Annotated in this window: 7 protein-coding genes; 1 reads left to right on the forward strand and 6 read right to left on the reverse strand. The window is 29.8% G+C overall.

The window, feature by feature from the left end:
* Positions 1-294: 294 nt before the first annotated feature.
* The 3 genes from ACREVU_RS14365 to ACREVU_RS14375 all read right to left on the reverse strand — a co-directional run bounded on the left by ACREVU_RS14365 (position 295) and on the right by ACREVU_RS14375 (position 6,679).
* The gene (locus ACREVU_RS14365; RefSeq protein WP_431552318.1) at positions 295-2,292 is read right to left on the reverse strand and encodes a DNA topoisomerase; all 1,998 of its coding nucleotides are present in this window, start codon (positions 2,290-2,292) and stop codon (positions 295-297) included.
* 125 nt (positions 2,293-2,417) lie between these two features.
* On the reverse strand, positions 2,418-5,321 hold the full coding sequence (locus tag ACREVU_RS14370; RefSeq protein WP_431552294.1) for an ATP-binding protein: 2,904 nt from the start codon (positions 5,319-5,321) through the stop codon (positions 2,418-2,420).
* A gap of 11 nt (positions 5,322-5,332) precedes the next feature.
* The gene (locus ACREVU_RS14375; RefSeq protein WP_431552295.1) at positions 5,333-6,679 is read right to left on the reverse strand and encodes a metallophosphoesterase family protein; all 1,347 of its coding nucleotides are present in this window, start codon (positions 6,677-6,679) and stop codon (positions 5,333-5,335) included.
* A 226-nt stretch (positions 6,680-6,905) separates the two neighbouring features.
* On the opposite strand from ACREVU_RS14375, the gene ltaE reads away from it, so the two are divergent.
* On the forward strand, positions 6,906-7,943 hold the full coding sequence (gene ltaE / locus ACREVU_RS14380) for a low-specificity L-threonine aldolase (protein ID WP_431552296.1): 1,038 nt from the start codon (positions 6,906-6,908) through the stop codon (positions 7,941-7,943).
* A 624-nt stretch (positions 7,944-8,567) separates the two neighbouring features.
* Here the strand turns inward: ltaE and ACREVU_RS14385 are convergent.
* The 3 genes from ACREVU_RS14385 to ACREVU_RS14395 form a co-directional block, all read right to left on the reverse strand.
* Entirely contained in the window at positions 8,568-9,134 is a 567-nt protein-coding gene (locus ACREVU_RS14385; protein WP_431552297.1) for a GerMN domain-containing protein, read from the reverse strand.
* A 758-nt stretch (positions 9,135-9,892) separates the two neighbouring features.
* On the reverse strand, positions 9,893-10,639 hold the full coding sequence (locus ACREVU_RS14390; RefSeq protein WP_431552298.1) for a hypothetical protein: 747 nt from the start codon (positions 10,637-10,639) through the stop codon (positions 9,893-9,895).
* 203 nt (positions 10,640-10,842) lie between these two features.
* The gene (locus tag ACREVU_RS14395; RefSeq protein WP_431552299.1) at positions 10,843-13,167 is read right to left on the reverse strand and encodes a VIT and vWA domain-containing protein; all 2,325 of its coding nucleotides are present in this window, start codon (positions 13,165-13,167) and stop codon (positions 10,843-10,845) included.
* Positions 13,168-13,316: the final 149 nt, after the last annotated feature.

Below are 13,316 nucleotides of genomic sequence, written 5' to 3' on the forward strand. Positions count from 1 at the left end.
AATGCATTCATTTCGCTAAGAACTGCTAATTTTATTTTAAATTATGCTGCTAAAAAACATAAACTCGCTTCGCTCAAACATATGTTTTTCTTAACGCAGCACAATTCAAAATAAAATAAGAAGTTCTAAAGCTTATTCAAATGCGTTATACGTAATATATACTCTTTTTACGCGTATAAAAGAATCGAGTAGTGCCACCCACGTGGCAAGTGGCAAAATTGACAAGCTCTAATGTATATATGTTATCCACAGCCACTTCTGCAAGCTGTTTCCTAATAAAAAAAGCATATAAATTTATTCCACTCCAGTTTGAGGATTTTTGTAAAATGAACTTATCATATCAAAATGGTTTACAAGTCTTAATCCATTATTTAGTCTAAGTACTCTATCAGTATTTTTTATTATATAATTTTCTAACTTATCCATGTATATATTACCCTCTATTTCACTCTCGGTAACCATAGTTAATCCTTTTTCCCAACTAGCCGTTAACTCTGGATTTAGCAAAGTGGGTATAGAATTTTTCACCACATCATAAATAATTTCTCCAAGAAGTGTAGGCATAACTACCTGGGTCTTATTATTAGATTTAATATAATCTATTTTTTCAAGCTTTGTTAAAATTCCTGAACGAGTAGCACTTGTACCAATACCAGAGCCTTTAATATGCTCCCTTAGTTCTTCATCCTCTATAAGTTTACCCGCATTTTCCATAGCTATAATTATTGAACCTGTGGTAAATCTCTTAGGAGGAGAAGTTTTGCCTTCTTTTACAATTAAATCATCTAGGTCTACACTTTGACCTTTTTTTAAGGTACTTAAAAATTTCATGTTTTTATTTTCACTGTCATAGCTATCATTATCAGGTTTTAGCACCTCCAAATAACCAATTTCAACGCAAACCTTATCCGAGGTAAAAAATCTTTCCTTATCAACTTTAGTTATAACCGAAACCTTGCTATAAACAGCAGGTGGATAAAATATTGCTAAAAACCGTCTAAGCACTAAATTATAGATTTTCTTTTGAATATCCTTTAACGCCATATAATTCTGAAGACCTTCTCCTGTTGGTATAATAGCATAATGATCTGTGACCTTACTATCATCAACATACTTTGTCTTTGCTATATTACTAAACCACTTTTTTTCTAGAATATTCCCAGCTATGTTTTTTATTTCTGGATCACCATTAAAATTGGTTAATTTTTTCAAGTTCTTATCTATCTCTTTTGCCACCGCTGTAGATAATACCCTGGCATCTGTTCTTGGGTAAGTAAGCATTTTTTTCTCATATAGTGCTTGAATATGACCAAGAGTTTGTTCTGGATTTATTTTAAATTTTTTAGAGCATTCATTTTGTATTTCTGCTAAATTAAATAACAGTGGAGCATTTTTATTTTCTTTCTTCTTAGTAATGTTTTCAACTACGATTTTACCATCTATACTAGAATCTCTAAGGTCTGCTATTAATTTTTCTGCCATATCTTGCGTTTTGAATCCACCTTCATTATAAAGAATTGGCGATTCAAAATACTCCGAACCTTCTACTGCTTTCCATTCCCCATCATATTTAGATTCTTCATCTACTTTAAAACTAGCCATAACCCTATAAAAAGGAGTGACAACAAAATCTCTTACTTCTCTTTCTCTTAAAACCACCATACCAAGTACACAAGACATTACACGTCCCACTGCAATAACTATATAATTTTTTCCAAGATAATTACTTACAGTTTTTCCATAGACTAAACTTAGAAGCCTAGAAAAATTAATTCCCATTAGATAGTCCTCTTTTGCCCTTAAATAAGCGGCTTCTGATAAATTATCATACTCACTTAAATCCTTTGCTTCTTTAACTCCACGAATTATCTCTTCTTCTGTTTGTGAATCTATCCACACTCTTCGTTTTTGTTTATTAGGACAGCCAGACATTTCATCCACTAACCTGTAGATATACTCGCCCTCCCTTCCAGAATCTGTACAAACGTAAATTCTGTCAATATCATCACGAATTAATTGACTCTTAACTATATTAAATTGTTTTTTCACTCCATCTATAACTTCATATTTATATGTTTTAGGTAAAAATGGCAAAGTATTCAAAGACCACTTTTTTAATTTTACATCATACTTCTCAGGGTAGCTCATAGTAACAAGATGTCCCACACACCATGTAACAACAGCTTTGTCAGACTCTATAAATCCATCTGATTTTCTCCCATTAATTTTTAAGGCTTTGGCAAACTCTGCTGCAACACTTGGCTTTTCTGTAATAAATAATGCCTTACTGATATGTACCACTTCACTTTCTATTATATTGTATAAAAAATCTTATTTTAGATGTCACTAAAAATTGTTTCAAAGAATCTATTATACCATTATCTAGACACTTAGACACATGAAAATTCAAATGTGCCTTATAGTGTTTTTAAATATTCGCTTAAATCTTCCCCTATGGATTTTGTAAATCTACCCTTTTCTAATCTGAAATATTGTGATTGCACGCTTTGCTCCCTTATTAGTTCTACTAAGGTTGAATGGCAAGTAAGAACAAATATCTGATGAGTCTTTGACAATTTTACTAAGGCTTTAACTGTATTTTTGGTATGTGCTATATCAAAGTTAACAAAAGAATCATCAAGTATCACAGGCAAGCTTGGCATGATTTCTTTTATTCTGCTTATGCGAACTGCCAAAAATAATTGTTCTTTTGTACCTCTACTTAATTGTTTTGAACTCTCCATAATGCTTTCATCTCGTAGTATTGTTTTAAAGTCTCCCTGCATTAAATTCTCCATGGGCATAATATCTTTGTATTCCCCTGAAGTTATTTCACTTAGAATATCACTGGCCCCTTTTAATAATTTATCCTTAGTATTCACTAAAAATCTTTCTCTGATTTTTTCTAAGAATAATGCAGCTGTATTATAAACCGCATATCTTTCTGCAAGTGGTCTTAACTGAGCTCTTGCTTCTCTAATGCCTTTATCATACTCTAAAAGCTTTTCATCTGAATTTAAGGCTTGGATTTCATCTTTAATTGTTTGTTTCTCATTCTTTAGAGTTTCTATCTCCCCTACTAATACTTTAATTTCATTATTCAAAAGCTCATAATCATAATTGAGTTCATCCATAGTAGGAAACTTCTTATATAAATATTCCATGATTTTTAATAGCTTTTCATCTTCATTCTCAATTTTAAAATTTTCATCCTCAATTTCTGTAACCTGGATATTCTCATTATATAATATATTTTTTATGCGCTGACCTTTTACTACTTGTAATAACTTATCTTTAATAATTTTTAAATTCTTCTGATGATTTGTATATTTTATATACTTTTCACCCTTACATATATAATTTTCTAAGGATGTAATTACATTTTCAGAGTAATTTTCCTCTGGATTATTTTCACTGGAATAACTATCCCCTAAAAAATCATATATTTCCTGTTGTAATATATTTAATTTTGAAAAACTATTTTCAGTTTTATCTCCCAGTATTGAGTACTTATATAGCTCTTCTACTTTTAGCAGTATATCATTACAAATATTACCAATATTATCTATATTTATTCCTTTAAAATCCACACTATCTAAACTTTTAGTATTAAATTCAGTAAATTTATTAAGCACAACAATAATTCTATTCAAAGTTTCACTAAGGGTAGTAAATTCCTTGTTTAATTTTTTCTCTAGTAAATTATATCCACATATTTCATCCTTTAAAAAAGTAGCTATTTTAAAATACTCTTTAATATCTTCATTAGAAACCCGCACGTCGAGCTTTAGAATATCCCTATACTCGTCCATTATATTATTCATTTTCTGCATTGCTTCATCTAGAATTTTTAGTTCTTCAGAGGTCTTACTAAAAAGCACTTCTATTTTATCAATTCCTGCTTTAGTTTCTAGATTTCTGTTTAATATTAATTTACTATTAGAGTGATTTATAAACAAATATAGAGCTGTACCTATAGCTCCGATTAATATTATTAAGCAACCTAATAATTTATCTATAAAAAACAATACAAATCCTAAAATTATAAAAAAAAGGGTAAAATAAAAATATTTTTTAGCATAAGCTTCAGGATTATAGGGTCCAATTTGTTTTTCTAAAGTCTCCTTTTGTATTTTAAAATCTTCTATCTTTTTATTGCACTCCACTCTTTCCACTTCTATTTTTCTGAATTTTTCAATATGACCGTTTAAAATAGTTGCTTGAACCTCATCACAATTGATCTCTTGTACAAGGTCAAAGCTAGTCCAATTAATATTTGCCTTTTTAATCTTATCCATTAAGGCTTGTGTTTTTTCAAAATATTCATTTTTTATAATAAGTAGATTTTTGCTCATTTCTTTAATTCCAGATAAGCCATTATAAAAATTATTAATAAACCCCTTATTTTCAACTAGCAACTCTTTAATCCTGGAATCCTTAGAGGTTTCTCTTTGAAACTCATAGTTGTCACTATTATACTGTTCTAGTGTTTTAATATATTGAATTTTTAGGGTCTTAGCTTTTTCTATATTATATTCCTTTATATCCTCTAATTTAAAAGTGTAGCTTAAAAGCTCCTCTTCCAACTTCGTTTTACTTTCATTAAGCTGATAATTATGCTTTAACATCTCTAATTTAATCATATTATCATTACTGTTTTGGAGCTGCTTCTCCTTTGAATTTATAACGCCTAAAAGCTTAGAGGCAATATTTTTCTTTTGCACAAAAGTATCCAATAGCAAAATTGATTTTTTCCTTCCCTCCACACCTTTTTTAATATTTTCTGTGTAAGGCTTAAACATTTTGGTTGATGGATTTCCCCGAGTACCACCAATTGTATTTGCAATACCTCTTAATTCTTTAGCAATAGATGGTATTTTTACAATATGTTTAAATCCTGCTCCGAGTAGCATTGACTGTAAATTACTATCTTCTTTATCCGAACTCTTATTAAGTTCATCAAGACTTATAGTAAATAATTCTCTGTAGGTTGCCTTATCTATATTGTATAAAGATTTACTTACCATATTATGATCCATATTTCTATAAACTATCTCCGGGTTACTAAATCCCTTTAAGAGTATATTTACTTCATTACCTTTTTCTAATTCTATGTTGCATCTAACATCATATTGGAATTTAGCCGGTGGCAAATTACTATTTTGAGAAAACCCATAGGGTATATTTCTAATTATTTGCATTAAGCTTGTTTTACCAGACCTATTTGCTCCACCAACAACTATTATTCCTCCCTCTAAGTTTTCCAACATTTCACCTTGAAACACCCCAAAATCCCTGATATCCAACTGTGTTATTTTCAAATTCTCACCCCCTAACCTATTTCTAGTGCTTCTACTAATTTTTCAATAACTAGTTGCCTAGCTTGCAGTATAATATCTTCTGTTATTTCTTCATCAAAATCAAATTTGTCTTCATCTATATTTTCAGTGTGAATTTGCTCTTTCCATATAGAGCCCCAATTTTTTTGGAGCTTTCCTTTACTTTCTCCCTCCGTACTATATAAATTAATCACCTCATCTAAATCACGGAAGATAGAGTTTTGTACTTTAAGCCCTTCAAAATCTTTCATGAGAGAAGTTGTCCTAAATATTATGGAATCTACCCATATAAAATACTTTTCTGAGGAAAGTTCTTCGTTTATATCATCTATAAATTGTTTATAATCATCTTCCTTCATATGAGTTATTTTATCTTGCAATTCTGTTCTTCCTTTTATTATTAATTGTACAATATGGCCCTTAAATTCATGAGATAAATCATCCCCTGAATTCACAAATTCAGTAGAAATTTCAGGTATATTATATATAAGTTCCCTTGCTTTTTCTAGAATTACCACCATTAAATCGCTAAAATTTTCTGTCTTATTTTCTTCATTTATTGCTATTTCCACCCTCTTATATATTATAGTTGATATAGGCAAGAATTTCATACTGAGAATCTCTTTCTTCCCTACCTCAACTAAGAAAACTCCGCCTTGCCCCTGCTCTCCCATGTCTCGCCCTTGAGGGATTCCTGGAAAAACTACAATAGGTTTTGTATCACTCAAAATATTAGTTTTGTGAATATGTCCTAGCGCCCAATAATCTATATTAGGTATCTTTTTAAGTTCATCTAATGTACAAGGAATATAATTTTTATTATCCCCCTCCATTGCAGTATGTAGCATTGCAATATTAAAAACATCATTATCCAATAAATAGTTCTCATAAATTTTTTCTCTTTCATTTCTACTCTTATAAGATTTTCCAATTACTCTCGCAATAAGTTCCCCCGCTTTGTATACCTGAAATGTTTCTACATTATCAGAACTTAAGACATGAACATTGGGCGGCATGTCAAACAATTCTCGTTTTTCATTTGTAGCATCGTGATTGCCATAAATAACATATACACCTATATTGGATTCATTTAGTAATAGACATTGATTAATAAAAAATCTATTCCCTCTTACAGACCTTAAATAGCTATCATATACATCTCCACAAATCAAAATAAAATCCACTTTATACAAAACAGCAACTCTACATACCCTCTCAAAAGCATTATATACGGCTTCTTTACACAAGCTTTGTATATCTTCCTGGGGCTGCCCATTTATATTAAGAAAGGATCCTAAATGCAAATCTGCAGTATGAATAAATCGAAATGTTTCACTCATTACTTTTCCACCACCTAATTTTTTGGAATGCTAATATATATATTTTACCATAAAAAACAAAGATATATATCACCCAACTTATTTGAAATATCATAATTTTCTAAAATTATTTTTTTATATCACACATCAGAAAAATGTTTTAAGTTATAATAGTATTTATACTGATTATGGGATATAACAATTAAAAATTATTATATCCTCTAATAAAACGAGGAGGTTAAATAAAATGAAATTTATTGATTTAAGAAGTGATACAGTAACGGAGCCTACCCAAAATATGAGACAGGCTATGTTTACAGCAGAGGTTGGAGATGATGTTTATGGTGATGATCCAACTGTGAAAACTTTAGAAGAATATGCTGCCAAACTTGTTAATAAAGAGGCCGCACTCTTTGTACCAAGTGGTACTTTTGGAAATCAACTAGCTATTTTTACCCATTGTACCAGAGGTAATGAAGTTATTCTTGGTGATGATTGTCACATAGTAATACATGAAGTTGGTGCCTCATCAATAATTGCTGGAGTTCAGCTACGAACTTTACTTAGTAATAAAGGAGAACTGGATCCTGACCAAATTGAAGCTAGAATTAGAAAAGAAGATGAGGATATTCATTACCCTAGTACAGGTCTTATCTGTATAGAAAATGCACATTCCTGTGGAAGAGTGATTCCACTAAGTACAATGGAGAAAATTTATACATTAGCAAAGAAGCATGATGTACCAGTTCACTTAGATGGAGCAAGGCTTTTTAATGCCGCGGCCTACTTAGATGTGGATGCCAGTGAAATCACTAACTATTGTGACAGTGTTATGTTTTGTTTATCTAAAGGTCTTTGTGCGCCTATAGGTTCAATGCTTGCTGGAGATAGACAATTTATTGATAAAGCAAGAAAGAAAAGAAAAATTTTAGGTGGAGGTTTAAGACAAGCAGGTATTTTAGCTGCAGCTGGACTTGTAGCCTTGCGTGAAATGATTCCTCAGCTAAAAGTAGATCATGAAAATGCAATATTGCTCGGAGAAGAATTGTCAAAGATACCAGGAATAGTAGTAAATAAAGAAGATACTCATATTAATATGGTATTCTTTAATATGCATAGCACTGGATTGTGTAGCGATGAATTAGTAGAGAAATTCTACACTAAAGGAATCAAAATTAATGGTGAAGAAGATGGATTAATGCGCTTTGTTACTCACAATTGGGTTTCAAAAGAAGATATTAAGTTTGTTGTAGACTCTATAAAAGAGATTCTATCAACCAATTAATTTACAATTTTTTCTTATATCACTAATATCTGTTTTAGTATAATAAATTAAAAAAAGCATACAATAATGTTAGTAGATGATCCAAAGTGGTTGAGCCTAGAGTACTCCTAGATTTAAAATAGTTTTAGAGTATTCGGCCAAAGGTGTATACGATATCTACTAAGGTTTTTTATATGCCGGAGGGAAGATTATTATGGGTTCTTAACAGCTGTATATGTGCCCAACTGTATGTATATGGTTCTCCCGGATGTGTAATAGTCGAGCTAAGATGATATAGGTTGCCGCAGGTTTTATTAATATATAACTAGGGGTTATTCTTGGTCGAGAGATTATTTTTAGCTCCCAAGGTGTTCTATATGGTCGAGTAAAGATGTATATATGTGCTGTAATGCTCTATTGTTGTCGAAAGATTGCATATGGGTATGTAGGGATGTTTATATGTTGTAGCGTAGATTGCTTTGGGTTGTCAAATAAATCCCTAGGGTTAAAAGGCATATTTAAAAATTTTGCCTTTTAAAATTAGACATATGGAAACAAATAACCAGTCAACTATGCTAGCATCTTTGACTGGTTATTTGTTTTGCACTTCTTATGTTTTAAATATGACATCATGTCCTATAAGTATTATTTCTTTAATAGATCTGTATTTTCACTCATAGGTTGAGTTGTATCCAAATGACCTGCAATAGACTCAACTTTTTTTCCTTCAATTAGAAATTGAACCTTTGTTATACCTAATTCCTTATATGAAACCAATGTATTTACAATTGAATATAACGCCATTTGTTCTCCAGTAGATCCACTTATTTTCTCACTTACGTTCGCTTTAAAATCAACAGTAGCTATATTATCCTTAACCACCACATCTAATATTTCTACACCTTTAGGTATTGTTGCAATTAATTTTCCTGTGCCACTTGGTCCTTTAACTAATTCCGCTACAATAGACTTTGCTGTAGGCTTCTCTAAATCTCTTTTCTCCCCTACTAGATACATAGCTTGGTCATCACTAAAATACAATACCACTTGACTACTTTTTGTTTCTTCCGGTTGTACTTTTTTTGCCGCTACTGTTTCCTTTTTAACTGTGCTTTCAGGTGTTTTTTCTTTTGTTACATCGGTTTTGCCACACGCAACCAATGTAAACATTAATACACTACATAATATTACTGAAAAAATTTTTTTCATCATTGTCACCGTCCTAATAAAATATTATATTAATAATAATAGAATCTAAAGTTAAATGGAACACCTTTGATTTTATTAGCAATCATATGTAAATTATATCATATAATATTCCCTTATGTGGAAATGTTTATTAAAATTAACTTTTTCATTTTATACTACGAGATTTTTATATTGTTTTATGGATTTTTGAATAATTAAAATAGATTAGGTAAAAATATTTACTAGAGGGTTTAGATTGGTTGAGCCAAGAGTATTACGAGGTTATTTAAATAGCTTTTTAATATTCGGCCAAAGGTGTATCCTAGGTCGTAAGGCTTAATATGTGCCGGAGGGAAGATCTTTATATGTCTTGAAAAGGTTGTATATTTGCATAACTGTGTATATATGAGCTTAATAGATGTGTATTGGTCGAGCTAAGACTAGATTATGTGCCGCAGGCTTCAGTTGTAGTGTATAACATTATGTTTGCGTTATACTTTAATAATTAAACTATACTGATAAGAGTTAGGGATTGTATATAGTCGAAAGATTATTTATGTTCTCCAAGGTACGTCTTTTAATCGAGCAAAGATGTATGCATGTTGTGTAATGCTTATATGTAGTCGAAAGATTATCCTTAGGTGTATAGGGATGTGCATAGGTTGTAGTGTAAACTGTTCCGAGCTTTCAGTATCCTAGGATGAGGCAGGTTTTAGCTAAACCTGCCTTTAATATTTATTTAGATAAAATAAATAACAGGACCAAATCTATATTATGTTGCATCATACTAATTGTTCAAAGGGCACATACCATTTAGAATATTTGTTTCCACTCCCATCTCTATAAGTACCCTTATTATCATTCACCATAACTGTTGCTCTTTTATTTATTCTATAAAGAAAACCACTATATTTTTTATTTTCTTTAATAAAACTCACCTTTTGTCCTATTGCTAATCCATATTTTTTTGATATTATCTCCTTTGGACTTGGTAATTGGTGATGTACCTCTGTATGAGCAAATATATTATTAACCATAATTTTAAACCTGAGCCTTTTACAGCTGGATTCACCATAAATATGAAACTCTATTAGATGACATAATTCATGCTCAAAAACTATTTGAAGTGCCTCTAAAGAATCCACAGTATTTATACCAGATACTATTTTATCTCTATCAAGCACATCATACTGAAAAAAGAATTTTATTCCTATCCTTATTTCATAAGATTCTTCTACTGCCTCCGATGGTTTTAATTTTCTAATATACATAGTTTTTCCTGCTGCGTTTGTCATCCTAGTGGATAATGAAAAAGTTAAGTTTCCCTTTAAATTTTCACTGAAATAATTTCGGAAAAATTCTTCATCATACAACCCAAATAAAATCTCTATATCCACTTTTGACATGCATTGTATCTTTCCCGTTTTAACATTTGAAGATTTAATTATAAATTTATTTCTTATACTATTTCTTTTTCGAATTATTTCTTCCTTATTGTATTTTAGCTTTGTTATATCTCCCCTTATCATTATCCATACTTCCTTATGCCTCGGCACCATTAAAAATAAATGCTACTTATTTTAAAATCACCTTATTTTAACTAATAATTTCTAAATATAATATATAATTCTTATAAAATAATAACTATCCATCCATTATAACAACACAGAGAAAAATCCCACATATAAATTATGCAGGATTATAAAACCCTCTCCAAGAATTTAAGTAAATTTTAAAATGTTTTTAGAATAGCATTATGGATTATAAAATTAAGTGTATCTTTAGGCTCATTAGAACTTTCCCTTACCCTCTGGATAAATTTATTCTGAATTTCAATTAAATCAATATCTTTCAATTGATATTTTGCCTGAATTTCATCAATTTTTTTCTGAATATTTTCTTTGTAAAAAGATAGTACTATATCTTTTTTAATAGATAACTTAAAAACTAATAATAATTTCATATACTCATCTTTATTTAGCTCTAAACCATTGTTTTTTAAAGCTCCAGATAGGAACTCTAAAGATTTATTTAATTGATTTGTATACATCTTTATATCTTCATTACCTAGAATAAATGCAAGCATTGCTTTTGTAGTATATTTTATATTAGACTCTAAACTATCTTCCACATTGATACCAAAAGCTCCACTGGCAAATTGATTAGAAGCCAAGACTTTTAGTAACTGATTTCTTTGATAATCAGCATATTTATCATTATCTTCTTTTACTATTGATAAATCTTTATAATAAAATGCTGTTGATTCAGATTCACTATCTAAACTATCATAGGAAAGTTCTAAGCTTTTTGTGGTTTTAACAGGTAAAATTTCTCTTATTCTTATGCCTAAGATTGGGTCTTCCATCTCTTCATAAAGAATAAAGGAAGTTTCCTTGCAAATTATTCCAACCTTTTTAGATATTTCAACAATCTTATTATACATTGCCTCTTGAAGTTCTCCTCTTTCATATTTAACTCTATGTTGAAGGGATTCTATACGTTTTTTATACCATATTTTTTCAATTAAGTTTACATTTTCTTCTAGTTCAAGGTCATTTAGCATAATTATTCTTTGAATTCTATCCTTTCCCACTTTTCCTTTTAAAATTACAACTCCGCCCACTTCTCCGTTGATTTTAGCAAAAATTGAAAATGGTTCTTTGTCATACATGTATTGTATAGTTCTTGGGAATGTTGTTTCCACATTCATTTTACCCCAATCGATTTCAATATCAGTAATTTGAGGATTTTTTATTCTATTAAATTGTTTAAGCACAATATCTTCAATTCTCTCCCCAGGACATATAACTTCTGCTGCTCCATAAGAAATACGAGCTAACTTATTTATAAAATAGCTATTTACTGAAGTATCTATACCAAAAGGGAAAATTCTACTTTCTTTTATATTATCTTCTACAAAATCGAGAATTTCTTTTTCATTTTCCACCAAATCATCTGTAAACAAGAATATTATATTTTCCTCTTTTTCACTTTTTCCCAGTAGAGCAAACTTAATTGCATCAAAAATCACTGCATTCTTCTCTGCTTTAAGTTCTTCAATCCATTTACTAGCACTACTTAAATTATCTTCATTAAAATCAACTTTTGTATCTTTAGAAAAATAACGAAGTTTATCTCCAAAAGCCGAAATATTAAAGGTATCTCCTAAGGACAAATTTCTCAAACATAATTGAAGTGCATTTTTACCCTCTATTAATTTATTACCATCCATTGACTCTGATACATCTAGAAGGAATATATAATTTGCACCAGTAGATTTTTGCTCTATTTCAATTTCTGGTATAAATCTCAAATATAAAATTCCTTTATCGTCCCTAGGATAATCATAAATCATTCCTGTAGTTTCCATCTTTTCTAGTTCTTCCAGTGTAATTTCTAAATCTTTATCCATTTTTTGATTGTTTCCATCTAATGTTACTTTATATAAATTATTTTCTTCATATTCCACCTTTATTTTATGAGAAGGACACTTAAATTCTAATTTTGTTAGTGATTCAACCAGTAGCCTTAAAGTAAATTTGTAATTATTATCTTTATGGATGTTTCTCTCTTTGCTAGAAAGTAATTTACTGTCCTTTGAAAGATTTATTGGAGCTATTATTGTTGGAATAATTAATTTTAAGTTTCTATTTTCATAACTAAGTTCTTCTATATAAGACACTTTAATTTTTACAACTTCATTAGGGATTATCTTACCAATAACTATTCTAAATATATTATCACTGAATTCTTCCATGAGAAAAGTGTTATTATCCTTTTGTTTAAAGTTTTCATATATCTTATTAGCTTCATCTTTATCTTGTATTAGCCCCTTTATAGTCCTACCACCAAGCACTGCTTCAAAGCCAGATATAACTGCTCTCTCTGGTATTGGAAAAGTATAAATTGCTTCTACATCATTTGTTCCTTTATTCTCATATACATGATCAATAGTATATTCTGCAAATTCCCCACATAAATTTCCTCTTATATTAACTTCCTTTAAAATTATATTGTTTTTGGATTCTTTTCCATGGTTTGTTTTATTAATTACCATTGTACCCCTCCTGATTTTATATTTTAAAGATTTAACAGAATCTTTAAAATATTATACATATATTTTATCATTAATATTAAAATTAGTCTTTGAATTTTCAAACAATTTTATTATATATATAATATTTTATGTAAATTCTGATATTTATA

This window comes from Clostridium sp. (genome assembly GCF_050717535.1).
Lineage (GTDB): Bacteria > Bacillota > Clostridia > Clostridiales > Clostridiaceae > Clostridium_AD.

Excerpts from the sequence above, each read along its gene's own strand:
- ACREVU_RS14375 (WP_431552295.1), bottom strand. The coding sequence starts at position 6,679 with ATGAGTGAAACATTTCGATTTATTCATACTGCAGATTTGCATTTAGGA.
- ltaE (WP_431552296.1), top strand. The coding sequence starts at position 6,906 with ATGAAATTTATTGATTTAAGAAGTGATACAGTAACGGAGCCTACCCAA.
- ACREVU_RS14390 (WP_431552298.1), bottom strand. The coding sequence starts at position 10,639 with ATGATAAGGGGAGATATAACAAAGCTAAAATACAATAAGGAAGAAATA.
- ACREVU_RS14395 (WP_431552299.1), bottom strand. The coding sequence starts at position 13,167 with ATGGTAATTAATAAAACAAACCATGGAAAAGAATCCAAAAACAATATA.
- ACREVU_RS14385 (WP_431552297.1), bottom strand. The coding sequence starts at position 9,134 with ATGATGAAAAAAATTTTTTCAGTAATATTATGTAGTGTATTAATGTTT.